A 25,640-nucleotide genomic window follows, 5' to 3' on the forward strand; every position below is an offset into this window, starting at 1 on the left:
ACGCGCCTTCTTTGCTCAGGGTCGATAAGGATCGCGCAGAACGTCGTGGTTCGTAGCGCGTACTGAACGATGCCACGCAATGCTGCAGCAGTCGTTACGGCTCTTTGGATGAGTAAACGAATGCAGACACGCCTTGTCGACGACGTCGGGGTGTTTTTGGTGAAGAAAGTTTCGTAAGCAACAGATTGGCCGTCACGTTGCGCGCCGCAGGGCTGCAGGGCTGGGTGTGAACGTGGCCGTGCTGGAACTGGGCGACCTGCGCATTGTCAGCGCCGCGCATGCACGCCTGAGTAGCGTGGCATTGCGCCATGGGCAGATCGGCGCGCGTGCCAATCGGAAAGCCTGGATAGGCACGCACGCACCGGCCGTCACGCAGTGGCCGTGCCTGCAGAGAAATGCCTTGTGCGCCCAGCTTGTCTTCGTTCAAAGCTCGTCCAGCAGTTCCTCCAACGCGGCAAGATGCCGCACCTGTGCCTGCAGTTCCGCAGGCAACAGCTCTGGTGAACCCAGGGCGCAAACACGCATGCCGGCCGCCAAACCGGCGCGCATGCCAAACATGCTGTCTTCCACCACGACACAGCGCTCAGGCGCCACGCCGATGGCGCGTGCCGCATGCAGAAACAAGGCCGGATTGGGCTTGAAGGCGCCGATTTCGTAGGCGCTGAAGATCCGTCCCTGCAGCAGCGGCAACAGTCCCGTGACGGACAGGGTGAGCTCCGTCTTGGCGCGCGGACCGTTGGTGGCCACGCAATAAGGGACGGTGAGCCGCTGCAGCAGTGCCAATGCGCCAGGCATGGGCTGAAGCTGCGTCTTGAATGACTCCGCCATCGTGGCGCGGACGGTCGTCTCGAAGTCTGCCGGCAGTTCACGGCCCCAGCGCTGCGCGATCGTGGCCAACGTGGTGGCCATGCTCTGGCCCTTCATCGTGTCCAGGTCAGCCAGGTGCACCGGCTCCACGCCCAGCGCGAGGGCCTCCTGAGCGATGGCGGCCAGCCCAAGGGGCTCGCTGTCGACCAGTGTGCCGTCGCAGTCGAAGATGACCGCATCAAACCGCGAAGCTGTCGTTTTCATCGCACTCCAGAGCTGTTGGCCATCGTCGCGAGCATCCCACGACTGCCATTGGGCCGCGTCCAAGACGGTTTATGGGGCCCGGCGCCCTGCCGGGGCCGCACAGGCCTCACGGTTGGCGGCCCAGGGCCGCTGCAGCAAGAGCAGCACTTTGGCCGGAGCTGGGAGAAACCATGAGACATCAAAATCTACCGACTAGGTATGCTCATCATACCAGCTCGTAAGACACCGCTTTTCGAGGTGTTGGCCGAGTGCTTCCGCTGTTCGAGACCCAGACCTGGAGAGGTAGTGATGAAGGAAAAGATCGCGTTGTTCGGTGCCGGCGGCAAGATGGGGGTGCGCCTGTCAAAGAACCTGCTCAAGTCCGACTTTGTCGTGCGCCATGTGGAGCCCAGCGTCGTGGGCCGCCAGCGCCTGAAAGACGAAGTGGGCCTGACCTGCGTGGAGGTCGATGAGGCCTTGGACAATGCCGACGTCGTGATCCTGGCGGTGCCCGATACCCTCATTGGGAAGATCTCGCACGACATCTCGCCCAAGCTGCGCGCCGGGACGATGGTCATGCTGCTGGATGCGGCCGCACCTTTCGCCGGCCATTTGCCCGACCGCAAGGACCTGACCTACTTCGTCGCCCATCCGTGCCACCCGACGATCTACAACGACGAGACCGAAGAAGCCGCGCGGCGAGATTACTTTGGCGGCGGGGCGGCCCGGCAGTCCATCACCAGCGCGCTGATGCAGGGCCCCGAATCGGCCTTCGATTTGGGCGAAGCGGTTGCCAAGGCCATCTACCAGCCGATCAAGAACTCGTACCGCCTGACCGTGGAGCAGATGGCGCTGCTGGAGCCCGGGCTGTCGGAGACCGTGTGCGCAACGCTGCTGCAGGTGATGCGCGACGCCATGGACGAAGTGGTGCGTCGTGGTGTGCCGCACGATTGCGCGCGCGACTTCCTGCTGGGCCACATGAACATCCTGGGCGCGGTGATCTTCAATGAGATTCCGGGCGCCTTCTCGGACGCCTGCAACAAGGCCATCACCTTTGGCAAGCCGCGCCTGATGCGCGACGACTGGCTCAAGGTCTTCGACCGCGAGGAGATCGCCGACAGCATCCGCCGCATCACCTGAGGCGCGGCGCAAGCGCCCAGACGAGGCCCGGCCGCGCCTGCGCGCCGGATGACGGATGCACAGATGAAGAGGAGTTCGCGGTGAGCGAACGGATCTACGCCAGCTATTGGCTGGAAACCGGGGACGACCCGGCCCGCGCGGCGGAAGTGATCGCGGGCGAGCAGTCCAGCGGCACCTTCGTGGCACTGCCCAACGAGACGCCCGAGCTCAAGGCGCGCTCCGGCGCGCGGGTCGAGCGGCTGGAGGTGCTGGAGCGCGTGAGCGCACCTAGCCTGCCCACCCCGGTGCAGGCTGCCTACTACACCCGCTGCCGCCTGGAGCTGTCGTGGCCCATCGAGAACTTGGGCGCGTCGCTGCCCATGCTGATGGCTACCGTCGCGGGCAACCTCTTCGAGCTGCGCTGCGTCACCGGGCTGCGCATCACCGACCTGCGGCTGCCGCCGTCCTTCGCCGCGGCCTATCCGGGGCCGGCCTTCGGCATCCAGGGCACGAGGCAACTTTCCGGCGTCGCCGGCGGCCCGCTGATCGGCACCATCATCAAGCCCAGCGTCGGCCTGTCGCCGCAGGAAACGGCCCAGCAGGTGCGCGAGCTGGTGCAAGGCGGCATCGACTTCATCAAGGACGACGAGCTCCAGGGCGACGGCCCGCACTGCCCGTTTGACGAGCGCGTGCGCGCCGTGATGCGCGTGGTCAACGAGGCGGCCGAGCGCACCGGCCGCAAGGCGATGGTCGCCTTCAACCTGACCGGCGACCTGGACCAGATGCGCCGGCGCCACGACCTGGTGCTGGCGCAAGGGGGCACCTGCGTCATGGTGTGCCTGAATGCCGTGGGCCTGGTCGGCCTGCATGAGCTGCGCCGGCATGCGCAATTGCCCATCCACGCGCACCGTGCGGGTTGGGGCTCCCTCACGCGCTCGCCGGCGCTGGGCTGGGATTACGCGCCTTGGCAGAAGTTCTGGCGCCTGGCCGGGGCCGACCACCTGCACGTCAACGGGCTGCGCAACAAGTTCAGCGAGAGCGACGACAGCGTCATCGAGGCGGCGCGCGCGGTGCTGGCGCCTGTCATGCCGCAAGCGCCGATGACCGCGATGCCGGTGTTCAGCTCCGGGCAGACCGGGCTGCAGGCCGCGGCCACCCATGCGGCGCTGGGCGGGGCGGACCTCATCCATACCGTGGGCGGCGGCATCTTCGGCCACCCGCAGGGCGTGGCCGCAGGCGTGCAGGCCCTGCGCGCGGCCTGGGATGCGGCCAGGGCCGGCGTGCCGCTGGAGCTGCAGGCCGAGCGTGATGCGGCACTGCGCTCGGCGCTGGGATTCTGGAAATGAGCGCCGCACGCGAGGGCGCGCCGCAGGGCCTGCTGCTGGCCTACTACGGCGACGACTTCACCGGCTCCACCGACGCGATGGAGGCCATGACGGCGGCCGGCGTGCCCACCGTGCTGTTCCTGCAGCCGCCCACGCCCGCGATGCTGCAGCGGTTCCCGCACGTGCGCTGCGTCGGCCTGGCCGGCTCGTCGCGGGGCCGCAGCCCGCAGTGGATGCAGCAGCACCTGCCGCAAGCGTTTGAGAGCCTGGCGGGCTTGGGCGCCCCGGTGCTGCACTACAAGGTCTGCTCGACCTTCGATTCCTCGCCGGCCATCGGCTCCATCGGCCGTGCGATCGACCTGGGACAGCGCTGCATGCCGGGCCGTTGGGTGCCCATGGTGGTCGGCGCGCCGCGGCTCAAGCGCTACCAGGCGTTCGGCAACCTCTTTGCCGCCGCCGACGGCGCGGCCTGGCGCCTTGACAGGCACCCCACGATGTCACGGCACCCGGTCACGCCCATGGGCGAGGCGGACCTGCGGCGGCACCTGGCGGCGCAGACGGGGCGCCGCATCGAGCTGATCGACCTGGTGCAGCTCAAGGCCGGGGAGGGCACTGCGCGGGTGGTTGAGCTGTGTGGCGACGATGTGCCGGCGGTGTTCCTGGACGTGGTGGACGAGCAGACCCTGCAGGAGGCCGGCCGCCTGGTGTGGGAGCAGCGGGGGGATGGCGTGTTCACGGCGTCGTCCTCCGGGCTGCAGTACGCCTTGGCAGCGCATTGGCGCTCACTGGGCTGGCTGCCTGCCACGGCGCCTGGCCTGCCCACGGCCGAGCCGGTGTCCACGATCGCCGCGGTCAGTGGCAGTTGCTCGCCGGTCACGGCGGCGCAAATCCGCTGGGCACGGGCCAACGGCTTCCTCACCGAGCGGCTTCACTTGCCCGCCGTGCTGCGCAGCGACACCGCGCAGGCGGAAGTCGAGCGCTGCGTGCGCAGCGCCACGGCGGCGCTGCGGGCCGGCACCAGTGCGCTGGTGTACAGCGCCGAGGGGCCTGACGATCCCGCGGTCACCGGCTTCGATGCGCTGGCGGCCGAGGCGGGCCTGGACCGCCCAACCGCCGCGCGCCGGGTCGGGGAGGGGCTGGCGCAGGTGATGCGCCGGCTGCTCGGCAGCGTCGAGCTGCGTCGCGTCGTCGTGGCCGGCGGCGACAGCTCGGGCGAGGTGGCCAGCGCGCTGGACATCGCCGCCCTCAGCGTCGTGGCCGGCATGGCGCCCGGCGCGCCGCTGTGCCGGGCCTGGTCCGCCAACCCGCGCCGCGACGGCCTGGAGATCGTCCTCAAGGGCGGGCAGATCGGCGCGCAGGCGTTCTTCGGCGCCGTGCGCGCCGGCCGGCCCGCACCCTGACGCCGCCCATGCACCAGGCGCGACGCCCGCGCGCCCATGAATCCCGGATCGGGCTTCGATCACACCAACAGAGGAGACAAGCATGAAAGCAGCAGTTCGTCATTCCGCGGCCGTTGCCGCCCTGGCTGTGCTGGCGTCCGTCGCGACCGGCGCACAGGCCCAGGTGAGCGAGCGCAACATCAAGTTCGGCTACAGCGTCCACGAGACGCATCCGCTGGGCAAGGGCGCGAACAGGTTTGCCCAGCTGGTGGCCGAGAAGAGCGGCGGCAAGATCAAGATCAAGAACTACCCGTCCACGCAGCTGGGCTCGGAGACGCAGATGATCTCGGCCACGCAAGGCGGCGTGCAGGACATGGTGGGCGTGTCCTCGGCGCCGCTGGTGGGCCTCGTCAAGGACTTCGCGCTGTTCGACCTGCCCTTCATGTTCGCCAACGAGAAGGAGGTCGATGCCGTCGTGGACGGGCCGGTGGGCACGCGGCTCTTCGACAAGCTGGCGACCAAGGGCGTCGTCGGCCTGTGCTTCTGGGAAAACGGCTTCCGTCACGTGACGAACAACAGGCGGCCGATCACGAAGCTCGACGACTTCAAGGGCATCAAGCTGCGCACCATGCAGAACCCGGTGTACGTCGACATGTTCAACACGCTGGGTGCCAATTCCGTGCCCATGGCCTGGCCGGAGGTGTACGCGGCACTGGAGACCAAGGCCATCGATGGGCAGGAGAACCCCTTCGTGATCGTGTCGACCAACAAGATCAACGAGGTGCAGAAGTACCTGAGCGTGACCAAGCACGGCTACTCGCCCTACGCCGTGATGGTGGGCGCCAAGCTGTGGGAAAAGCTCAGCCCGGCCGAGCGCACCATCTTCAAGGACTCCTGCGCGGAAGCCCGCGACTACCAGCGCAAGCTCAATCGCGAGGAGGATGCCAAGACCGTCGCCGAGCTCAAGGCGCGCGGCATGCTCATCAACGAGGTGCCGCCGGAAGCCGTGGCGCAAATGAAGCAGCAGCTCAAGCCCGTGACCGACAAGTACACCAGGGAAATCGGCGAAGACCTGGTCCAACAGGCGCAGGCCGAGATCGACAAAGTGCGTTCCGCGATGAAGTAAGGCCGGACTGGCGCGCCGGTGCCAGTGCCTGACGTGCCGCCTGGGCCGAATCCGGCACGCCGCAAGCGGGCCGGCCGGTCGATGGTATCGTCATCACACCATTGGGCGCCGCCCAGAAAGACTGCCGGGACCATGTGATGGCTGAAACGATCCAGCGCAAGAAGCTCTACGAACACGTGCTCGAACGGCTGATGGAGCGCATTCGCTCCGGCGAGATCGCCCCGGGTGCGCAGTTGCCGTCAGAGCGTGAATTGATGGAGGAGTACGGCGTGGGCCGTCCCGCGGTGCGCGAGGCACTGCAGGCGCTGGAGCGCTCCGGCATTGTCGAGATCGCGCACGGCGAGCGCGCGCGCGTGGTGGTGCCCACGGCGGAGCGGCTGCTGGCGCAGGTCGCCGGGGGCGCCATGCACCTGCTGCGCACACAGCCGCAGACCCTGGAGTATCTCAAGGACGCCCGCCTGTTCCTGGAGACCGGCACCGCGCGGATGGCTGCGGAGCGGGCCACCGAGGAGCAGGTGGCCCGGCTGCGGCTGGCGGTGGCCCAGCATCGCGCCTCCATGGTCAACCTGGAGCTGTTCATCGAACGCGACATGGCCTTCCATCGCGAGGTGGCCGGCATCAGCGGCAACCCGATCTACCCGACCATCGTCGAGGCGCTGTTCCGCTGGGCCAGCGAGTACTACCAGACCATGGTGCGGGCACCGGGCGCGGAGGAACTGACGCTGGCCGAGCATGAGCGCATCGTCGATGCCATTGCAGCGCATGATCCCGACGCAGCCGCTGAAGCCATGCGTGCGCACCTCACACGCTCCAGCGTCCTGTACCAACGCTTGACGAAACAGGCTTGACTTGAGCGGGCTGGATTTCCCCGTCAATAACGATTATGTCAAATAAGGTTGAGTGTTCAACCTGAATGTCGAGCCTGCCTTGACAGCCTGGCTGTCGCTTGCCACGTCAAGCCTCGGCACCCAGGCCGAAATCGATGAGCACCTTCATCGCGCGCTTGCGGTCGGCGGCGAGCTCGAAAGCCGACACGGCGTCCTGCATCGGGAAAGCCCGGGTGATGATGGGCGAGAGATCGATGCGGCGGTCGTTGATCAGCTTCACCGCCAGCGCGAACTCGGCGTGGAAGCGGAACGAGCCCGTGAGCGAGAGTTCCTTGGCCACGATGAGGTTCTGCGGCACGCTGACGTCGCCGCCCAGGCCCAGCTGCACCACCACGCCGCGCGGGCGCATGACCTCCAGGCCATCGCGCAGGGCGCGCTCGTTGCCCGAGCACTCGAACATCACGTCGAAGCTGCCCTTGTCGGCGGCATTGCGCGCCACCCAATCCTGGTCCGAGGCTGCGTTGATGGTGTGGTCCGCGCCCATGCGGCGCGCGATGGCCAGCGCTTCGTCCACCACGTCGGTGGCCACGACTTCCGCCGCGCCGTGCAGCCTGGCGGCGGCGATGGCCAGCACGCCGATCGGCCCGCACCCCGACACCAGCACGCGCTTGCCCAGCAGCGAGCCGGCCCGGCCCACGGCATGCAAGGCGACCGAGAACGGCTCCGCCACTGCGGCCTCGGCCATGGGCACGCCGGGCGCCACGGCATGGCACTGGCTGGCGTTGCACACCAGTGCATCGCGGAAGGCGCCCTGGCTGTGCGGCATGCGCATGGCACTGCCGTAGTAGCGCATGTCCAGGCACTGGTTGGGCAGCCCCTCCAGGCAGAACCTGCACGCGCCGCAGGGCCGGCTCGGGTTCACCGCCACGCGGTCGCCAACCTTGAACGACGTGACGTCGCTCGCCACCGCCGCCACGGTGCCCGCCACCTCGTGGCCCAGCACCATAGGCTCCTTGATCCGGATGGCGCCGAAGCCGCCATGGCGGAAGTAGTGCAGGTCCGAGCCGCAGATGCCGCCCATGCCCACGCGCACGAGCACCTGGCCCGCTGCGAGCTCGTCCGTCATCTGTTCGTCCAGCCGCAGGTCTTCCGGGGCGTGGAGGACCAGGCACATGCAGCGCATTCTCATGGGGCTATCTCTTTGGATTGATGAGACTTACTTGGTGATCGTCACCGTGGTGAGCAGCTTCTTGAAGTACGCCGACTGGTCGGCCATGAAGGCCTTGAAGGGTTCGCCATCCATGTAGGACACGATCAGGTTGGTCTTGGCCATGGCGTCCTTGAACGCCGGCTCGGCCACCGCCTTGCGCGTGGTCTCGCGCAGCACCGCCACTACCTCGGGTGGCGTTCCCAGCGGCACGCCCAGGCCGCGCCAAGTGCCCAGCGCCAGATCCACGCCCTGCTCCTTGAACGTGGGCACGTTGGCGTACTGGCCTCCCAGGCGCTGCTCGGCCATCACGCCCAGCACCTTGAGCTTGCCGCTGGCCACGTGGGGGCCGATCTCGGCCGGGCTGACGGCAATGGCGTCCACATGGCCGCCCAGCAATGCGACGACGCTGGGTGCGGCGCCCTGGAACGGCACGTGGTTGAAGCGCACGCCGGTCTTCTGCTCCACCGCTGCCGCCGCCAGGTGCCAGATGGAGCCGCTGCCGGCATTGCCCATCGCCACGGCGCCCGGGTTCTTGCGCGCATGGGCGAGGAACTCTTCCACCGTGTGCCACGGTGCGTCGGCACGCACGGTGATCGTGCCCGGGTCGGCGTTGAGCCGGGCAATGGGGATGAAGTCCTGGACGCCGAACTTCACCATGCCCAGGTGCGGGATGATGGCCAGCTCCGAAATCAGCACCACGACCTTGTACCCGTCGGGTGCCGCACGCTGCACCTCGCCCATGGCCAGCCCGCCGCTGACGCCGGGCTTGTTGGTCACGACGAAGGGCTGCGGCAGGTACTTGCGTGCCGCGTCGGCGAAGTTGCGCGCCATCACGTCGGTCCCACCCCCGGCCGACGAGGGCACGACCAGCTCGATCGGCCGCGTGGGGTAGTCGGCCGCCCAGGCCGGGCTCAAGGCTGTTGCCAGCGCCAGCACAGCGCCCAACGTGATGTTCCTGCGGGTTTCCGTCATCGAAGTCTCCTATGCCGGACGGGGCCGGCTTGTGGTGTTGCTCGTTTTTCCAGCGCCTCGGCGCTCACTTGGCGGTGCGGATGCGCTCGATCTCGGCCGTCATGTCCCTGCCCGTCTCGCCCAGGCCCTGCTTGTGCTTTTCGATGACGGGCTTGAGCTTGTCGCGCATGCGCGCACGCTCCTGCGCCGAGAGCTCCACCACGGCCACGCCCTTGGCCTTGAGCGCGTCCACGGCCTTGGCGTCCATGTCGCGCGACACCTGGCGCTGGTAGGGCTTCACTTCTTCAGCCGCGTCCAGCAGGAGCTTCTGCTCGTCCCTGGAGAGCTGGTCCCAGAACTTCTTGCTCGCCATCACCAACAGCGGCGAGTAGGCGTGCCGCGTGGCGGTGGCGTACTTCTGCACCTCGTAGAGCTTGGTGACTTCGGCCGTGACGAACGGGTTCTCCTGGCCGTCTACGGCCTTGGTCTCTAGCGCGCTGTAGAGCTCGGGGAACGGCATGGGCACGGCGTTGGCACCCAGGGTATTGAAGGTGTCGATGAAGACGGGGATCTGCTGCACGCGGATCTTCAGCCCCGCGATGTCCTCGACCTTGGTGATGGGGCGCTTGCTGTTGGTGACGATGCGAAAGCCGTGGTCCCAGTAGGACAGGCCCACGAGCCCCTTGGCCGGCAACTTGTCCAGCAGCTTGCGGCCCACCGGGCCGTCCAGCGCCGCATCGACCTCCTTGAAGTCGTCGAACAGGAACGGCGTGTCGAAGATGCCGAACTCCTTGTCCATGCCGGTGAGCAGGCCCGGGCCCATCATCGACATCTCGATGGTGCCGCCCTGCATCGAGGAGGCCACCACCGCCTCGCCACCGAGCGTGCCGCCCGGATAGAGCTTGATCTTGAGCTTGCCGCCGCTCTTTTGCGCCACCACCTGGGCGAACTTCCTGGCACCGGCGCCGTGCGCCGAGTCGTCGGTGTTGGCAAAGGCGAGCTTGATGTTGCGCTCCTTCACCTCTTGGGCCGTGGCACCGCCGGTGAGGCTCAGCAGCGAGCCCGTGGCCAGGGCGAGGACGACCGATCGAAAGATGTGCTTCATGGCCTGCATCCTTGAGAAGTACGGGCGAAGTCGGGCAGCGCGACCGGCCACCCTGGAGCCGGTGGATCGCGACAAAGACAGGAAAGTGAAGATGGAGAAGCGCTGCGGCAGCGCCTTCAGATCACGGCCCGGCAGCCATGCCGCCATCGGCCAGGAACCTGCGGTGCAACGGCATGCGGATGCTTGGCAAGCCGGTCATGGCGTCTGCAGCGTGCCGTCGACCAGCCGCGTCTGCGTCCAGGTTGTCACGCCGCTCTCGCACGGGTACTTGGCGGCCTGGGCCTCGTCGAGATCGACGCCAAGCCCCGGCTTGTCGTTGGCATAGACGTAGCCGTCCCTGAACGCGGGCAGGCCCGGGAACACGTCGAGCAACGCCGCCTTGGGGCCGCGCAGCTCCTGGATCACGAAATTCGGCGGCTCGGTGCCCGACCACTCCTGCACGCCGAAATTGCGTGCGGCCAGGTCGATGTGGATGTTGGCCGCGTGCGCCAGCGGCGACATGTCGCCGGGACCGTGCCAGGCCGTGCGCACGCCGTACTGTTCGGCAAAGAGCTGCAGCTTGCGCCCGGGCGTGATGCCGCCGACCTGGCTCAGGTGCACGCGGATGTAGTCGATGAGCCGCTCGGCAATGAGGCCGCGCCATTCGAAGGGATGGTTGAACAGCTCGCCCTGGGCCAGCGGGATGCTGGTCTTCTCGCGCAGTCGGCGCAGCCACTCGCCCTCCTCCAGCGGAATGGCATCCTCCAGGAAGAACAGCTCGAAGGGTTCCAGCGCCTGCGCAAACTGGATGGCCTCGATGGGCCTGAGCCGCTCGTGCACGTCGTGGCACAGGTGCACGTCGAAGCCCACCCGGCCGCGGATGCCCTCGAACAGCTTGATCGTCTCGCGCATGTAGCGCCGGCTGTCCAGGTAGACGCCATCCGGCGCGCCCGCCGGGGCGCCTGAAGGCGCGCGGCCATAGCCGCCACCGCCGTAGCCGCCGCTCTGGCAGCGCACGTGCGTGATGCCTTGCTCGCGGTAGCGCTGGATGTTGTCGCACAACTCGGCCAGGTCGCGCCCGTCGGCATGGCGGTAGATGGGCACGCCCTCGCGCACCTTGCCCCCGAAGAGCTGATAGAGGGGCATCCCGGCCTGCTTGCCCTTGATGTCCCACAGCGCCATGTCGATGCCGGAGATGGCGTTGTTCTCGATGGGCCCGTTGCGCCAGTAGGCGTTCTGGTGCATGAGCTGCCACAGCTCCTCGATGGCCTCGGCATCGCGGCCGATCAGCAGCGGGCGCAGGTACTGCTCGACCAGGCATTGCACCGCAAGGTGCCGGTAGGCGAAGGTGGCGCAGCCCAGTCCGTAGAGGCCGGGCTGGTTGGTCTCGACCTTGACCACGAGCAGGTTGATGCCCTCGGGGGCGGTGGCGATGGCCTTGACGTCGGTGATGAGAGTAGCCATGGGGGCAGTGGATGTCGTCGTGGAACGTAAGGGACTGCAGGGGCTCAGAGCACGGCCAGCCAGCCGCCATCGACGTAGATGATCTGGCCGTTGACGTAGTCCGATGCCGCAGAGGCGAGGTAGACCGCGGTGCCCACCAGTTCCTCGGGCTTGCCCCAGCGCTGAGACGGGTTGCTGGCCTTGACCCATGCGTCGAACTGCGGGTTGTTGACCAGCGCCGTGTTCATGTCCGTCAGGATGTAGCCCGGGCCGATGGAGTTGGCCTGGATGTTGAACTGCGCCCACTCCGCGGCCATGGCGCGCGAGAGCATCTTGATGCCGCCCTTGGCCACCGTGTAGGGCGCCACCGTCGCGCGCGCCGCCTCGCTGGTGAGCGAGCCGATGTTGACGATCTTGCCGCCCCGCCCGCGCGCCACCATGCGCCGCGCCGCCTCGCGTCCGACCAGGAAGGCCGCCGTGAGGTTGGTGTCGATGACGCGCTGCCAGTCCTTGACGTCGAGTTCCAGCATGGGCTGGCGGTGCTGGATGCCGGCGTTGTTGACCAGCACATCGATCTCCAGCCCCTGGCGGTCAAATGCCTGGAATGCCGCAGCAACGGCCGCCTCGTCAGCCACGTCGAACACGCTGCCATGGGCGTTGATGCCCCTGTCGCGCAGCCTGGCCACGGCGTCTTCCACCGCGGCGGCCTGGCGGCCATTGACGATCACCGCTGCGCCGGCGGCCCCCAGCCCCTCGGCCAGGCAATAGCCAATGCCGCGGGCTGAACCGGTGACCAGGGCGGTGCGCCCGTTGAGATCGAACAACGTGGTGCTCATTGCATTTCCTCAGGACTTACCTAATTTGTATCACGTATGATGTTTAACGCCTTCAGGGTTGTCCCGGGTAAAGGTCATACGTGATATAAAATAATGCAATGACGACCAAGTCCCCGGCACCCCGAGCCACTTTTCAGGAGCAGGTCCTGGAGCAGTTGGGCCGTGACATCTGCTCAGGCCGCTACAAGCCTGGTGTTGTGCTGCCGCCTGAAGGCGAGCTGTGCGAGCGCTTTGCCTTCAGCCGCATCGTCATCAGGGAAGCCGTGAAGTCGCTCTCCGCCAAAGGCATGCTCGACGTGCGGCGCAAGGTGGGCACGGTGGTGCTCGATCCGCGCCACTGGAACCTGTTCGACCCGGACGTCATTGCCTGGCGTGCGCAGTCCACCGTCGTGGATCCGGCCATGACGCGCGACCTCATGGAACTGCGCCGCATCGTCGAGCCGGCGGCCGCCCGGCTGGCGGCACGGCGGGCCACCGGGCAGGAACGCCAGGCGCTGCGTTCGGCCTACGCGGCCATGGAGCGGGCGGTCGCTGGCGATGGAGATTACGTGACGGCCGACCTCGCCTTCCACGCCACGGTGTTGTCCGCGGCCGGCAACCAGTTCGTGCGCCAGATGCAGGAAGCGATGAACGCCATCCTGAAGGCGAGCTTCAGGATCAGCTCGGAAAAGCCCGGCGGCCCGGCCTTCACGCTGCCCATGCACGAAGCGTTGTGCCAGGCCATCGAGGAAGCTGACGAGAAGGCGGCGGAGCTCGCCTCGCTCAGGTTGATCGAGCAGGCCGAGGCCGACCTGCTGGAGCAACTCCAGATCGAGCAGCACGCTTCGGACCAGGTTTCCTGAGCCTGGGCGCGCCATTGGCACGATGCGCAACGGCCGGCCACGAGCAGTACAGCGGTACTTCCGCGATCAATGCCTTGGGGGTTGCTGCGACCCAATGGCAATCAGAAGAGCACGCAGTCTGTTGAACTGAACCGGACCCTTTTGTCCAACAAGACAACATACGAGGTCCTTCTCTGGAAGGTCACTCGTCCCGACCTGCGACGGACGCGGTGATTAAAGGGAAGAAAAAGGGACGTTAGAAAGTGAAGCTCAGCGATCAGCTTGGGTTGGTTGATCTTTCTAGTATGTTGTCTTGTCGTGCTGATTTCACAACACGGGTCCATGCACATCGGCCGCACCCGCGGTGCTCACCACCAAAACGTCATGTGCAGCATGTCGAGCAGCTTGTGCGTCCAGATCCAAATGATGCGGCGCTCACCCGTCTCGATCAGGGCCAGCCCCGTCATTCCCGGCCGCCACCAAGCCGCAGCGGACTCATCCAGCAAGACTTTCAGTGTGAACTGCCCGCCCTGGCCTCCTTTGGCTTGCGCCAGTGGCACCAACTTCTCCACCCGGAAGCCAATGTCGTGGTCGGGCTGGCTCAGCAGCCGCAACCGTCCACGAGCCTGCGGCGGCAGTTCGCGCACGTCCCGCTCCGACACATGGATCACCGCATACAGGCCTTCGATGCGAGCCAGCCGGAACAGCTTGTCGCCCTGACGCACCGGCGAACCGGAAAGTTCCTTGCGCTCGCCCTCCACCAAGACGCCCGTGAAAGGCGCGGCAAGCTGCGCCTGCTGCAGCTGAAACTGCACGCGCTCCATGCGTGCCTGTGCTTGCGTGGCACGGGCCAAGGCAATCTGAGTCTCGGCGGTCTGGGCCAGCGCGCGGGCACGATCGGCCTCGGCCTCGTAGCGCCGCACCTCCGATTGCAAGTCGGACGCCTGCAGCGACAGCTCCCGGGTGTCCAGTTGAGCCAGCACCGTGCCCTGGTTCACGGTATCGCCGAGATTGCCCTGCACTTGGCGTAGAAATCCGTCAAACGGCGCGCTCAGCACCTGGACGCTGTCCGTGGTCAGCTCACCTGGCGCCTCGATCCGGTAGGGCCATGTGCCTAAGCAGATGACCCCCAACGCCGCCACGGCCGCCACCACCAGCAGCTTGCGGCCCGGGTGCTCCGGGCTCAGCCAGGCCAGAAGCCGCCTGCGCAGATGCGCATACCATCGTGCGCCCCACCATTTCGAATGCCCACGCAACACCGTCAGCCAGGGCTTGAGCAAGTGCAGCGCCACGACGACCTGGTGCAGTTGCTCCTTGTCGAAACCGCCCTCCCGGCGCGCCAGCGTCAATGCCAGCGGCGAATCGCGCTCGGCAGTCCCGTCGCGGCACACCAGGGTTGCCAGCCGGTTGAACCCGGTCTGGCGGCTCAGGCGCTCGTGCGCCAGCGTCACGGTGGAACTGCCGGCCGGCACGGGGTACAGGATGTCCACGTGCTGGTCCACGGCCTCTTCGAGTGCGGATTCGATCAGCTGCACGTTGTCGGCCTTGCGCTCAAAGCGGTCGATGTGGCTGATCGCCTGCACGTGCGCCTCGCCGTCTTCGTACCAGCCCAGCACCACCTGCTCGCAGCCCAGTACGGCCGCCACCGAGTTGACCAGGCTGAGCGTTGCAGCACCGAAATCGCTCTCCTGCATCACGCGCGCCACCAGATCCAGCAGCTCAAGCAGGCCAGGCTGCGCCGGTGCGTCACGGCCCGCGCCCGCCTGCGCGCCAGCGGCGGTGCCAGGTGCATGCGGCGTGGGCGATGGCGCCGGCATCGACGCCGGCAAATCCGCCACCAGTTGCGCACGAACCAGTATTTCGTTGATGGCCGTGCGCTCGCGTCCCGGCACCTCCAGCAGCGCCAGCGTCGGCCCGCTCGGACCCAGCAGGCGCACGGCAACCGTGATCTGGCCGTCCGCCTGCGGCGCATAGGCATGGCCCTGCGCCAGCGCCCGCGGCGCGAGCTCGGCCAGGCGCGCGCTCGCACCTGCGACCAGCGCGCTGTCAGGCGCGGCATTGGTGCCCAGCAGCCGCCAGGCACCACCCTCCTGCGCCGCGCGCAACACCACCGCCGCGCGTGCCCGGCAAAGCAGGCTCAAACAGGCGCACAGGCGCTGCCAGTAGGCGTCATCGTGCTTCGCATGGCGCAATGTGCGCAGGGTGTCTATCAGTTGCGCAGGGTCGATGCGCGGCGGCGGGGGTGCCGCCACCGGCGCCTCAGGCTCCTTGAGATCCGCGCTCACGACACGCTCTCCACCCGGAGCCTGGCCTTCACGCCAGGGCGGATGCGCCGCTCGGGATTGGGTATGTGCACCCGCACCTCGACCAGCGAGCTGGCCGCATCAACCACCGGCGACACGAAGCTCACCCGGCCGGCCTGCGGTTCCTTGACCGCGGGATCGTCCAGCCGCACCGACAAGCGTGCGCCCTCGCTGAGCTTGCGCGCGGCGGCCTGGCTGACGTTCACACGCAACTCGCACACGCTCTCGTCCACCAGGCGCACCACACCGTCTCCTGGTGCAGCCCATTCGCCGGGATGGACCTTGATCATGGTGATCACGCCCGCGATAGGCGCGTTGAGCACGCGCAGCGCCTGCTCGCGCCGCGCCAGCTCCAACTCCGCACCCTCGCGCTTCTTGGACTCGCGCAATTGCTCGGCCCGTCCGCCGGTGGCCTCCAGCTCCATGCGCAGCTTCATCACCTCTTCGCGGCTGACGGTGCCGGCAGCCTCGTACAAATCCGAGGCGTCCTTGACCAGGCCGTCCAGGATGGAGCGCCGCTGCTCGACAGCCGCCTGCTCCGACGTGTCCTTGACGATGATGCGCCGCCGCTCCTGCTCCACCTGCTGCAGCCGTGCGTCCTGGCGCAACAGCGCCTGGCCGGGCTTGACCCGCTGGCCCACCGTCACCAGCACCTGGTCGACCACGCCACCCACGTGCACGCTCAGCGTCAGATCGCGCAAGGGGTAGACGATGCCCACGAAATCCGCATCCTGAGCCCACACGCCGGTCGCAGCCGCGCTGAGCAACGCCATGGCGGCCATGCGCCTGCAACCATCTCGAACAACCGTTTTCACTGCCCGTCTCTCCTGAAGCCGGTTCGGCCCGTGCCGCCGGCCCTGAATTCCAACGCTCACCCGGCGCCGTCACTGGCAAAGGCGAGCTGCTTGCGAAGCTGTTGCTCGCGCAAGCGCAAATAGCGCCGCTGCTGGAAGGCCTGCCGCTGCGCGCGCCGCTGCGCCCACCGGACCAGCACGTGCGCCAGCGCACCACGCCAGCGCGGGCTGCGTGCCAGCAGATCGCGCAGCGGCACCAGCCAGAACGGCAGGTGGCGCTGCAACAGGTCGTCCTCCAAGCCGACGAAGGCTTGTGCGAAACCGGGCTGACCCTGGCGCCCTGCCCGGCCGAAAAGCTGCCAATCCACCCGCTCGGACTCGTGCGGCTCCACCATGAGCACCTGCAGGCCGCCCTGCTCGGCCACGCCCGCACCCAGCAGGATGTCGGTGCCGCGACCGGCCATGTTCGTCGCCACCGTGATGCGCCCCGGCTCTCCAGCCAAGGCAATGATGTCGGCCTCGCGCTCGTGCTGCTTGGCGTTGAGCACCTCGCACGCCAACCCACGCTCGGCCAGCCTTTGCTGCAGCATTTCGCTGTCGCCCAGACGGCGCGTGCCCACCAGCACCGGCATGCCGCGCCGGTGCAACTGCTCCACGCACTCGAGCACCGCCGTCCATTTGGCTTGCGCATCGGCGAAATGCCGCAGCGGCGGCACACGCAGGCGGCTGGGCAGCCGCGTGGGCACCACGAAGGTCAACAGTCCATAGGTCCACCACATTTCGGAGCGCACGCCCTGCAGCGTGCCGCTGGCACCGGCCAAATGATGGTAGAGGCTAAAGAATTCCTGGAAGCTCATGCGCGCCAGCGTCTTGGACGGCTGCGAAATCTGCACGCCCTCGCGCGCCTCTATCGCCTGGTGCAAGCCGAAGCTCCACGTGCGGCCCGGCATGACACGCCCGGTGTTCTCGTCCAGGATCTGCACTTTCCCGTCCTGCACGATGTAATGCCGGTCACGCAGGAACAGGTCGCGCGCCGACAGGGCCTGGCGGATCAGGTCGTCACGCCGTTGCGGCGCATGCCACACCGCGGGCAGCCGCCGCGTGGCGGCTTCCAGCCGCTCACGCCCTTGCGAGGTGAAATCGATCTCCCGCAACTGCGCATCGAGCCGGTAGTCGCGCTCGGCCTCCAGCTCCTCGGCCACGTCACGCGCAGCCAGAACCGCCTCCATCAGCAACTCGTTGGGCTGCGGCGCCGAGATGATCAGCGGCGTGTTGGCCTCATCGATGAGCACGCTGTCGGCCTCGTCCACAATGGCCGAGTACAGGCCACGCTGGCGCACGCAACCCTGCTGCGGCCGCAACTCGCGCAGGCGCCGGCGCATGGCGTCCGATGCGCCGTCCAAGGCGATCTGGTCGAACAGGTGGTCCGCCAGCAGTTGCTTGCTGGTGGCATACACCAGGTCCGCGGCGTAAACGTCACGCAACTGCTGCGGCGACAGCCCATGCACCGCCGCGGCCGCGCTGACGCCGCAGCGCCGGTACAGCGGATCCATCAGCTCCACGTCCCGCTTGGCCAGATAGTCGTTGGACGTGATCACGTGGCAAGGCAGGCCGCGCCAGCCGCGCAGCACGCCCACCAGCGCCACGGTCAGCGTCTTGCCCTCGCCCGCGTTCATCTGCACGAGCAGGCCTTCGTGCATGGCCAGCGCGGCCAGCAACTGCACCCGGTAGGGCAGGCGCTGGAGCGTGCGCTGCGCGGCGAGAGAGATGGCGGCCAGCGCTTCGATGCGCAGTCGCCTGGCCGCGTCGCCACGCAACTGGTCAAGCCGGAACGCACTGCGCTGCTGCGCCAGCCGGGCGTCGAGCGCCGCGTCGTCCATGTCGGCCCAGGCCTGCTGCAGCGCCAGCACCTCGGCCGCGTCGCGCTGCAGACGGCGCTGGAAGCCGCCAATCCGCTGCTCACCCCAGCGCAGCCAGTCGCGCCAGCGGGCCCCCGTCGGCTGCTTGTCGCTGCGCGGTGGCGACCAACGGAAGTCGGCCTGTGCGGCAGAGGTCGTCGTGCTCACAGCCTGTAGCGCTTCTGCATCATTTGGAGCAAGGCCCGGCGCGCCTGCTCGAACAACGGACGCGAGGGCAGCGGCACACGCAGCCAGCCCGTCATCCCCTGCATCACCTGGGCCTGTGCCGGCTCGAAATAGGCCTGCAGCTCGTAGTAGGGATCCAGCGCCTGCAGCCCCTCCGGATCGTCGGGCTTGACCGCCACGCTGCCGCCGCCGTGCCAGCCCAATGCCGGCGACGGCAGCTTGTCACGCTGGTAAGGCACCAGCACCAGATGGCTAGGGTGAATCACCAGTTCAGCCTGGCCGTTGAGCCGCAGCTCTGCGCCGCGCAGGTCACGCTCGAACAGTTCCTTGGCCTGCTCCTGCGACACCACGGCCGAGAAGCGCATGCTGCCCGGGTTGCTGAGCTCGCCCAGCCCATGGCCACGGCCCAGCCAGTTGTGCAGCCGCTCGTGCAGGGTCTCGGCCGCCCAAGTGCCGTCGTGCCGTGCCCGCACCGTCAACTCGGCCTGGCGCGCCTGCAGTTGGGCCAGCCGCTCCTGGGCCACGGCCAGCCGCTTGTCCAACGCGCCGACCTCGGCCGGCGCCTTCTCCAGGGCCTGGTTGCGCAGCACTTCGGATTCACTGGCACGTGCCTGGGCCTCGACGATTTCCAGCTCCAGCTCGGGATTGCTCATGCGCAGCAGCACCTGGCCGGCCTTCACCGGCGCACCGTGGGACACCTCTATCGTGTCCAGCCGCCCCGGCGCGTTGGCGGACACGCGCGTGTACTCCACCGTTTCGACCATGCCCGGCGCCCGCAACGCATCGGCCCAGGGAAACGCGCCGATGACGGCTACCGGCACCAGCACCAGCGCCAGCGACACCGCGCGGCGCCGGTTGCGCATCAGCGCCGGGCTGCGCAGATGGCAGACCCAGCGCCACCCCGGCAGGATGAAGGCCAGCACGAGCGTGATCAGCGCAAACACCACGGCCACCGCCGGCCAGTTGTCCGCCAGCACCAGCAGCATGGAGATGAACACCAGCACCCGGTAGCAGAAGCTCACCGCCCCGTAGAGCACCAGCCACCACCACTCGCGCCGGTCCCGCGCCGGCGGCTCCAGCCCTTGCGTGCCCAGCAGCCAGCGGTTGGCCAGATGGCTCCACATCTGGCCTGAGCGCTGGTAAAGGTTGGGAATGTCGAGCAGGTCCGACAGCACGTAGTACGCATCGAAGCGCAGCAGCGGGTTGCCGTTGAAGACCAGGCTCGAAATCGAGCCGATGACCATCACGTTGAAGGCCAGGCTGTTGACCAGCCCGGGGCCGGACCAGGCCCAGACCATCACGCCCAGCGCCGCCAGCACCAGCTCCACGATCACGCCGGCGGCGCTCACCAGCGCGCGCGCGCGCCGGTCGCGAAACGACCAGCTTCCCGTGGCGTCCACATACGGCAGCGGCACGCCCATGAGCAACATGATGCCGAAGGCATGCACTTCGCCGCCGAAGCGCTTGACCACATGCGCGTGGCCCAGCTCGTGCAGCACCTTCATCAGCGCGATGCACAGGTACAGCCATCCCAGGTTGCTGGCCGCGAACATGCCCTCGGCCTGGTTCCACAGCCGGTGCGACTCCGACAGCGCCACGGCAGTGCCCGCGCCGCACACCAGCAGCAACAGCGCGCCCATCTGCCAGCTCACCAGCCAGTGCGTGAACGCGGTCTGTCGGTCCAGCCACCGGTTGGGGTCCCACAACGGGATGCGGATGGACAGGAAGCCCAGCACCTTGCCCTGCAGCTCGCGGCGGCGCTGGCCCCTGTAGCGCTCGAAGATGACCTGGCTGTCCGACAGCGTGTCGTGGAACAGCAAATTGGACTGGTGCAGCTGCGACAGCAACTGCATCACTTCCTCCTGGCCCGGTGCCTCGGTGGGCATGTCGCGCAGGCATGACTGCCACACCTCTTCCACCGTGCGCTGCGGCGTGAGGCGCGACACGAAGGCGTAGGCCTGCGGCGTGATGCGGAAGAAGCGCTGCGTGTAAGTGTCGCGCAGCACGTACCAGTGCTGGCCGCGAAAGCGCTGCTTGTGCACGGCCACCGTGGGCAAAAGGCTCAGCCTGGCATCGGCCACGCGATGCCAGGATTCGCTGAACGTGCGGCTCATGGCCGGTGCCCTTGCGGCGAAATGGCGTGGGGCTTCATTCAGGAACCCGCACGCCGAAGGAATCCAGCAGCCGGCCGGTCAAGGCACGCACCGACAGCTCGGCCAGTTGCAACCTCACGTCCGCATCCAGCAGCCGAAGCCGGCTGTCTTCAAGCCGGTCTCCGGTTTCGACCAGCACGCGCAGCCGGGCCCGACCGCGCTCGTAGTGCATGCGCTCGGCGTCCAGGAGCTTTTCCCGGCCCTGCACCTCCTGCTGCAGTTGCTGGCGTTCCTGCGAGATGGCCTTGAGCTGTGCCGCGCGCGACATCCATTCGTTGCCCAGCGTGGTGGCCTCGGCTTCGGCTTGCAGCCGCGCCGCATCGCGCTTGAGCATCTGCGCACCGCTCTTCTCACGAGCGCCGTCGTTGCCGACGGGCATCTCCAGCGCGGCACCCACATACCAGCCCGGATGCCGGTTGTGCAGCGACGTTTCCAGCCCCGGGCGGAAACCGCCGCTCAGGCTGTTGCGGCTGTAGCCGAGCTCCAGGCTCAGGTCCGGGCGCTGCAGGTCCTTGGTGTAATCCAGCCGGATCTGCTCCTGTTCCAGGCGCAGCATCGCAATGCGGTAGGCCGGCCAGGTGTCGGCAAGCTGCGGCGGCAGGTCGAGGTCGGCCGTCGCGGCCGGGGCTTGCGGCCGCGACGGCTGCACGGGCGTGAAGCGCAGTTGCGGCCGTTCCACGGCGCTCATGTTCAAGAGATTGCGCACGCGGGCGTTGGACTCGACCAGTTGCTGCTGCGCGCGCGCGACTTCCGTTTCGCGGCTGCCAATGGCCACATCGGCTTCGAGCAGATCCACGCGGGGCGCAAACCCGCGGTCCACCAGGCGCTGGGCGATGTCGCGCAGCTCCATGGCCGAGCGCACCGCCCGCTGGCGCATGGCCAGCATCTGCTGCGCGCGGTAGAGCTGCCAGTAAGTGCTTGCCGCTTCGCCCACGGTGTCGAGCAGCTGCTTGACGAAGCGCTGCTGCTCGATCTGCTGTTCCTTCTCCGCCACGCGGATCGCGACCTCCGTCATCTGGCGCCCCGCGCCGCGCAGCAGCGGCTGCTTGACGGCCAGCGTGAGCGTGCCGCGGTACTCCCGGTCGTCGCGGGTGGCGAGCAGGTTGCTGGCACGCCGGTGCAGGTCGTGGGAGAGCTCAAAGGTCGCCCCGCTGGGCAGCTTGCCGCGCACGCCCACGTCCGTCGCGTTGATCTGCTCCAGCGCGCTTTCCTTGTCGACGTTGGTGAGGCTTTGCGTGCGCTCCTCGTAGGTGCGAGGATGGTCGTAGACGTCGCGGCGCAGGCGGCTGAAGGCCGTCGGGTCGTAGAGGGCACGCTCGGCCTGCGTCAGCTTCTCCGATGCCTCGGCCTGCAGCCGCGCCGCGTTGGCGCTGGCGTTGCGCAGGACCGTCCACTGCACGAACTGCGTCAGGTCGAGCGAAAGCTCCGAACCGGCTGGCTGTGCCCAGGGCACCCCGGTGTCCACGCCTGCATCGGCAGCCGTTGCACAGACGCACGCAAGCCACAAGCCGGCCACGGCCAGCAGCTTGCGGCAATGTCGACGCCGTTGCGCATGCAAAGGTGCCGGCGTAACAAACTCATTGCCCATCTACTCCAGAGCTATGGTGTTGTGTTGAAGACGCGGTTGCGGACATAAATCACACGGGCCTTGAAGGACTGAAGCATCGGACTCACATCGCCATACGAGAAGTCCGCGCCCCAGGCCATGGCCGGGCCGGTGCCTTGGGCTTGCGACACATAAGGCGAACCGGTCCAGAACATCTGCGAGAACGTGGAACGGTTGGCGTCGCCGCCGTAGAAGCCGGCATCCATGGCCGGCTTCGTGAGGCTGCGTACCGCAAGCGAATCCATCTCGTTGCGGTTGGGCAGCCGCCAGTCACCGTAGCCGCCCGGCAGGCTGGCATTCACCGACTGTACGCCGGACACGGCCTCCGTCCACGAGCTGAGCGTTGGTTGATTCGGGATAAGCCACATTAATTCACGCCGCGTGTCAACGATGACGAAGTCGCTGCCCGCGGCGCTTCGGGTGTAGGGCTGCAGCGACGGGTCGGCGTCGTTGATCAGCGATGCGCCCGCCACCCAGCGCACCCGCGCGCTGCCCGGCGCGCTCACATCCTTGCCGGCCGAGCCCTGGTTGCCGAAGTCCACGCTCCAGGACTTGCCGTCTACGTCCAGGTAGGCGTCGCTGGACTGGAACACGGTCGCGGGCGTGGCCGGAAAGTAGGCCAGGTCCACGGCGGCACCGCTGCTCTTGCCTGCGTGAACGATGGACATCAGCTCATGCACCGTCGGCTGGCGCCAGCCGATGTGGCCGCACAGCCCGGCCGTGGGCGCGCTGTCGGCCATCCCGCGGCTGTCCTTCAACCACATCAGGCCCGTGACGTTGTCGCGGGTGCAGGTCCAGACGTTGGTGGGGTAAGCGGGGCTGGCCGGGCAGGCGTTGGAGGCGTCCAGAGGATGGCCGGAGCTGCAGATCCGGGTGAAGTCGAACCCCAGCTCCCCGGCGCCTATCTTGGTCAGCCGCGCGGCCTGGGCATCGCGGCCGGTGGCGCCATCGGGCGCCAGCACCGTGCCATTGGCCGCGGCAAGAATGCCGGTGTCGTTGAGCAGCGTGTCGTGGCAGTCCACCTTCACGCTGCTCACCGGTCCCTCGACCGTGCCGGCCGCCCCGGCCGTGACGGCACACATCTGGCCCTGCGGATGCTTCTCGACGCTCACCGAGTAGCTGGAACCACTTGCGAAGAGCTGCTGGAACTTGAAGCTCAGCGCCGCGTACGACGCCGTGCTGAAAGTCTCTGTGCTGCCGGCGACACCCAGGGTCAGCGTGGTGCCCGGACTCAGCCCGTTGATGACACCTCCCACCGGCGAAGGGCTCGCCCCGCCACCGCCGCCACAGGCGGCCACCAGCGATGAAACGAGCACACCGGGGATCAGGGTGCAGCCCCAGGAAATTGGACGTTGTTCAGTGTTCATGACTCAATCAGAAGGAGATGTCTTCCACCCAGTAGTCAAAGCGGCCGGCGCCGGTGCTGAGCACACCGGCGGAAACCGGCTGCGTGGCCACGCCACCCAGCAGGAAGGCTTGGCCGAGCTCGCTGCCCAGCGCCGCGGTGCCTGCCGGGGCGGCCTGCCACGTGACGTCGGTCGACGTCGGCGAGGACAGCCGTGAAGCGATGCCCCAGCCCGGCGCAGCCAGCACGGCGGCGGACTTGGCTGCCATCGGCGCAGCCCGGGCGGCGGACTGGCCGGACACGATGACGCTCGTGTTGACGTTGATGAGCTGGACGTGGACCGTGCCGTCATCGAGCACCACGACCTGCACGGTGCCGTCGGACTGGGTCTGGCGCAGCACCACGCCGCTGGGCGCGAGCACGCTGACCTGGCTGCTGTTGACCCGCAACGGGTTGCCGGCTTCGCCCTGCACCGGGCCGAAGCCCGAGACCACCACGGTCTGCGCCGTGACGTTGACGGTGTTCGCGGCGGTGGCCGAGAGGATGCGCGCCGTGCTCTTGTCCGCCAACACGGTCACGGTGTGGTTGGCGGCCAGGATACGGCCGACGCTCACGCCATCGGTGCTGCTGAGCTTCACGTCGGCCGTGCTGGTCAACACGCTGGTGGCGCTCATCACGACCTTGCGGCCCTGCAGCGTGAGGGCGTCGGCGATGCTGAGCAGGCCTTCGACGCGCAAGTCGGCCTGCCGGCTGGCGTAGCCGATCTCCACGCCTGCGAAGCCACTGGCCAGCGCCTGCAGCGATGCCGCGTCGACCAGTGCCCCGCTGCCCGTGCCGACGAGCACGGCCGTCTGGTCGCTGGTGGGCCGCAAGGTCAGCGTCGTGCCCGGCTTCGCAGCCTGGACGGAGCCGTTGCCGCCCCGGAAAGCCACCGACGACGCGCTCAACACGACCTGGCCGCTCAGCCGTGCCTGACCTCCAAGCACGATGCCCTGGGCCTCGCTCATGCCGATCTGCACGTCGCTGAGCACCACCGGCGCCGCGCCGTTCACGAGCAGCGACTTGCCCTGGATGCTGCCCTGCAGCGTCACGGTCGCGCCGGCGGCGGCGCGGATCTCCACGGCGTTGAGGAAGCTGACCGTGCTGGAGCGTCCGTCCACCGTCACGGAGCCCGTGTGCTCCGCGCCGCCGATGACGATGCGGTCGTAGCCGGCGCGCATGCGCGTGAGCGCGGCGTTGTCGACGTACCACGTGTTGTCATCCGGCACCGGCTGGGTGGGCGCGGAGCGGCCGATGACGATGGCTTGCGCCGGATCCACCGGTCGCAGGGTCAAGGTGCTGCCCGCAGCCTGCGTGCCGTTGAGCACCTGGCCCTGGGCTCCCCACTCGACGCTGCGACGGCTCTGGAGGGTCAGTGCGCCCTGCTCGGAGCGCAGCGTGGCGTTGATGTTGATCGTGCCCTGCTGCGCCACCAGCGTGATGCCGCCGGACCCCTTGGTGCTCACGGCATCGGCGCCGCCGGTGCCGGGTTCGAGCCGGATGTCGCCCGCCAGGGCGGTGAGCTTGACACCCCCATTGGCACTGGTCTTCAGGCCCGCAAGGGCGCCCAGCGAACGTGCCAGCACGCCGCCATCGGCCTGCACCTGCTGGTACCCGACCGCCACGGTGCTGACCGTCACGCCATCCGTCTCGACCACGTCGATGCCGCCGCTGCCGGCCTGGGCCGCCAGCGTGGCCACGGTGGTGGCCAGCGGTCGGCCTTGGCCGATTCGCTGCCCCGCCACCAGGCTCAGACCCTGGGCGCGCACGTCCACGGCGCTGTCGCCCGCGTCGAGGATGCTGCCCGCCGTGGCCGTCACGCCGACATTGCCGGCGGTGCTGAGCTTGCCCAGCGTCACGTTCTGCGCCGCCAGCAAGCGGATTGCACCGCTGGCCGTGGCCACCGCGGTCTGGTCCACCATGGTGATGGAGCCGCTGCCCGCTTCCAGGTCCACCGTTCCTGCACCACCCGTGCGCAGCCCGCCCGTGCCGGTGAAGCTCACCGAGCGTGAGCCCAGCACCGTCACATGGCCCGTGCCGCTCACGATCCCGGCCCCAACGATGACGTCCGCGTCCTTGCCCAGCGTCTTCAGCAGCACGTTGCCGCTGCCGGCGGCGCTCACCGCCGTGCCGGCCACGCCGGCG

The 25,640-nt window shown here is 68.1% G+C and carries 20 protein-coding genes and 1 pseudogene; 6 read left to right on the top strand and 15 right to left on the bottom strand.

Annotation, left to right across the window (positions count from 1 at the left end; genetic code table 11):
• Positions 1-94: 94 nt before the first annotated feature.
• Positions 95-427, bottom strand: a complete 333-nt coding sequence (locus ALA01S_RS33035) for a hypothetical protein (protein WP_157119023.1) — start codon at positions 425-427, stop codon at positions 95-97.
• Positions 424-1,134 carry an HAD family hydrolase gene (locus ALA01S_RS14705; protein WP_238455808.1) on the bottom strand — a complete coding sequence of 237 codons (711 nt, stop codon included), beginning with the start codon at positions 1,132-1,134 and terminating at the stop codon, positions 424-426. Before ALA01S_RS14705 ends, ALA01S_RS33035 begins: the two co-directional genes overlap by 4 nt.
• Before the next feature lie 225 nt (positions 1,135-1,359).
• Here ALA01S_RS14705 and ALA01S_RS14710 point away from each other — a divergent pair, with 225 nt between their 5' ends.
• The 5 genes from ALA01S_RS14710 to ALA01S_RS14730 all read left to right on the top strand — a co-directional run bounded on the left by ALA01S_RS14710 (position 1,360) and on the right by ALA01S_RS14730 (position 6,847).
• Positions 1,360-2,190, top strand: coding sequence for a phosphogluconate dehydrogenase C-terminal domain-containing protein (locus tag ALA01S_RS14710; RefSeq protein WP_066337628.1), 831 nt, complete (start codon positions 1,360-1,362; stop codon positions 2,188-2,190).
• An 80-nt stretch (positions 2,191-2,270) separates the two neighbouring features.
• Positions 2,271-3,515 (top strand): ribulose-bisphosphate carboxylase large subunit family protein, encoded by a 1,245-nt coding sequence (locus tag ALA01S_RS14715; protein WP_066337629.1) that lies wholly within the window; start codon positions 2,271-2,273, stop codon positions 3,513-3,515.
• Positions 3,512-4,894, top strand: a complete 1,383-nt coding sequence (gene oiaK / locus ALA01S_RS14720) for a 3-oxo-isoapionate kinase OiaK (RefSeq protein WP_066337630.1) — start codon at positions 3,512-3,514, stop codon at positions 4,892-4,894. The genes ALA01S_RS14715 and oiaK overlap by 4 nt, the downstream gene beginning before the upstream one ends.
• An 82-nt stretch (positions 4,895-4,976) precedes the next feature.
• Positions 4,977-5,999 (top strand): TRAP transporter substrate-binding protein, encoded by a 1,023-nt coding sequence (locus ALA01S_RS14725; protein ID WP_066337634.1) that lies wholly within the window; start codon positions 4,977-4,979, stop codon positions 5,997-5,999.
• 137 nt (positions 6,000-6,136) lie between these two features.
• Complete coding sequence (locus ALA01S_RS14730) at positions 6,137-6,847, top strand: transcriptional regulator NanR (RefSeq protein ID WP_066337635.1); 711 nt, start codon at positions 6,137-6,139, stop codon at positions 6,845-6,847.
• Positions 6,848-6,953: 106 nt separating this feature from the next.
• Here the strand turns inward: ALA01S_RS14730 and ALA01S_RS14735 are convergent, their stop codons facing one another.
• From ALA01S_RS14735 to ALA01S_RS14755, 5 genes are all read right to left on the bottom strand, one after another.
• Complete coding sequence (locus ALA01S_RS14735) at positions 6,954-8,015, bottom strand: L-idonate 5-dehydrogenase (protein WP_066337636.1); 1,062 nt, start codon at positions 8,013-8,015, stop codon at positions 6,954-6,956.
• A 27-nt stretch (positions 8,016-8,042) separates the two neighbouring features.
• Positions 8,043-9,008, bottom strand: coding sequence for a Bug family tripartite tricarboxylate transporter substrate binding protein (locus ALA01S_RS14740; protein ID WP_066337637.1), 966 nt, complete (start codon positions 9,006-9,008; stop codon positions 8,043-8,045).
• 64 nt (positions 9,009-9,072) lie between these two features.
• Complete coding sequence (locus tag ALA01S_RS14745; protein WP_066337657.1) at positions 9,073-10,092, bottom strand: TRAP transporter substrate-binding protein; 1,020 nt, start codon at positions 10,090-10,092, stop codon at positions 9,073-9,075.
• Between the two features lie 195 nt (positions 10,093-10,287).
• Entirely contained in the window at positions 10,288-11,535 is a 1,248-nt protein-coding gene (locus ALA01S_RS14750; RefSeq protein ID WP_066337639.1) for an enolase C-terminal domain-like protein, read from the bottom strand.
• Positions 11,536-11,579: 44 nt separating this feature from the next.
• Positions 11,580-12,350 (bottom strand): SDR family oxidoreductase, encoded by a 771-nt coding sequence (locus ALA01S_RS14755; protein ID WP_066337640.1) that lies wholly within the window; start codon positions 12,348-12,350, stop codon positions 11,580-11,582.
• 98 nt (positions 12,351-12,448) lie between these two features.
• Here ALA01S_RS14755 and ALA01S_RS14760 point away from each other — a divergent pair, with 98 nt between their 5' ends.
• Positions 12,449-13,192: a FadR/GntR family transcriptional regulator gene (locus ALA01S_RS14760; RefSeq protein WP_066337642.1), complete on the top strand. Its 744-nt coding sequence runs from the start codon at positions 12,449-12,451 to the stop codon at positions 13,190-13,192.
• A 347-nt stretch (positions 13,193-13,539) separates the two neighbouring features.
• On the opposite strand, the gene ALA01S_RS14765 is transcribed toward ALA01S_RS14760, so the two are convergent.
• The 8 genes and pseudogenes from ALA01S_RS14765 to ALA01S_RS33990 all read right to left on the bottom strand — a co-directional run.
• Positions 13,540-15,276, bottom strand: a complete 1,737-nt coding sequence (locus tag ALA01S_RS14765) for an efflux RND transporter periplasmic adaptor subunit (protein ID WP_157119024.1) — start codon at positions 15,274-15,276, stop codon at positions 13,540-13,542.
• A 176-nt stretch (positions 15,277-15,452) separates the two neighbouring features.
• A complete protein-coding gene (locus tag ALA01S_RS14770; protein WP_169805931.1) occupies positions 15,453-16,247 on the bottom strand; it encodes an efflux RND transporter periplasmic adaptor subunit in 795 nt (264 codons plus the stop codon).
• A 98-nt stretch (positions 16,248-16,345) separates the two neighbouring features.
• On the bottom strand, positions 16,346-17,125 hold the full coding sequence (locus ALA01S_RS35545; protein ID WP_444979083.1) for a preprotein translocase subunit SecA: 780 nt from the start codon (positions 17,123-17,125) through the stop codon (positions 16,346-16,348).
• Positions 17,102-18,148: pseudogene (locus ALA01S_RS35550) on the bottom strand (preprotein translocase subunit SecA); the annotation flags it as partial. The pseudogene ALA01S_RS35550 and the gene ALA01S_RS35545, both read right to left, overlap by 24 nt.
• 182 nt (positions 18,149-18,330) lie before the next feature.
• The gene (locus ALA01S_RS14780; RefSeq protein WP_066337649.1) at positions 18,331-20,466 is read right to left on the bottom strand and encodes a biotin/lipoyl-binding protein; all 2,136 of its coding nucleotides are present in this window, start codon (positions 20,464-20,466) and stop codon (positions 18,331-18,333) included.
• Between the two features lie 34 nt (positions 20,467-20,500).
• Positions 20,501-21,970, bottom strand: a complete 1,470-nt coding sequence (locus ALA01S_RS14785) for a TolC family protein (protein WP_169805932.1) — start codon at positions 21,968-21,970, stop codon at positions 20,501-20,503.
• Between the two features lie 134 nt (positions 21,971-22,104).
• A complete protein-coding gene (locus ALA01S_RS14790; RefSeq protein ID WP_084267581.1) occupies positions 22,105-23,478 on the bottom strand; it encodes an Lcl C-terminal domain-containing protein in 1,374 nt (457 codons plus the stop codon).
• 7 nt (positions 23,479-23,485) lie between these two features.
• On the bottom strand, positions 23,486-25,640 hold a 2,155-nt coding region (locus ALA01S_RS33990; RefSeq protein ID WP_169805933.1), incomplete at its 5' end, for a hypothetical protein.

It is taken from the genome of Azohydromonas lata NBRC 102462 (assembly GCF_001571085.1).
In the GTDB taxonomy this organism is placed as follows: domain Bacteria; phylum Pseudomonadota; class Gammaproteobacteria; order Burkholderiales; family Burkholderiaceae_C; genus Azohydromonas; species Azohydromonas lata.

What these genes read in the sequence shown, in the direction of transcription:
- ALA01S_RS14760 (WP_066337642.1), top strand. Translation starts at nt 12,449, where the DNA reads ATGACGACCAAGTCCCCGGCACCCCGAGCCACTTTTCAGGAGCAGGTC.
- ALA01S_RS14710 (WP_066337628.1), top strand. Translation starts at nt 1,360, where the DNA reads ATGAAGGAAAAGATCGCGTTGTTCGGTGCCGGCGGCAAGATGGGGGTG.
- ALA01S_RS14770 (WP_169805931.1), bottom strand. Translation starts at nt 16,247, where the DNA reads ATGGCGTTGCTCAGCGCGGCTGCGACCGGCGTGTGGGCTCAGGATGCG.
- ALA01S_RS14745 (WP_066337657.1), bottom strand. Translation starts at nt 10,092, where the DNA reads ATGAAGCACATCTTTCGATCGGTCGTCCTCGCCCTGGCCACGGGCTCG.
- ALA01S_RS14730 (WP_066337635.1), top strand. Translation starts at nt 6,137, where the DNA reads ATGGCTGAAACGATCCAGCGCAAGAAGCTCTACGAACACGTGCTCGAA.
- ALA01S_RS14780 (WP_066337649.1), bottom strand. Translation starts at nt 20,466, where the DNA reads ATGAGCCGCACGTTCAGCGAATCCTGGCATCGCGTGGCCGATGCCAGG.
- oiaK (WP_066337630.1), top strand. Translation starts at nt 3,512, where the DNA reads ATGAGCGCCGCACGCGAGGGCGCGCCGCAGGGCCTGCTGCTGGCCTAC.
- ALA01S_RS14755 (WP_066337640.1), bottom strand. Translation starts at nt 12,350, where the DNA reads ATGAGCACCACGTTGTTCGATCTCAACGGGCGCACCGCCCTGGTCACC.
- ALA01S_RS14725 (WP_066337634.1), top strand. Translation starts at nt 4,977, where the DNA reads ATGAAAGCAGCAGTTCGTCATTCCGCGGCCGTTGCCGCCCTGGCTGTG.
- ALA01S_RS14790 (WP_084267581.1), bottom strand. Translation starts at nt 23,478, where the DNA reads ATGAACACTGAACAACGTCCAATTTCCTGGGGCTGCACCCTGATCCCC.
- ALA01S_RS35545 (WP_444979083.1), bottom strand. Translation starts at nt 17,125, where the DNA reads ATGAGCTTCCAGGAATTCTTTAGCCTCTACCATCATTTGGCCGGTGCC.
- ALA01S_RS14735 (WP_066337636.1), bottom strand. Translation starts at nt 8,015, where the DNA reads ATGAGAATGCGCTGCATGTGCCTGGTCCTCCACGCCCCGGAAGACCTG.
- ALA01S_RS14740 (WP_066337637.1), bottom strand. Translation starts at nt 9,008, where the DNA reads ATGACGGAAACCCGCAGGAACATCACGTTGGGCGCTGTGCTGGCGCTG.
- ALA01S_RS14750 (WP_066337639.1), bottom strand. Translation starts at nt 11,535, where the DNA reads ATGGCTACTCTCATCACCGACGTCAAGGCCATCGCCACCGCCCCCGAG.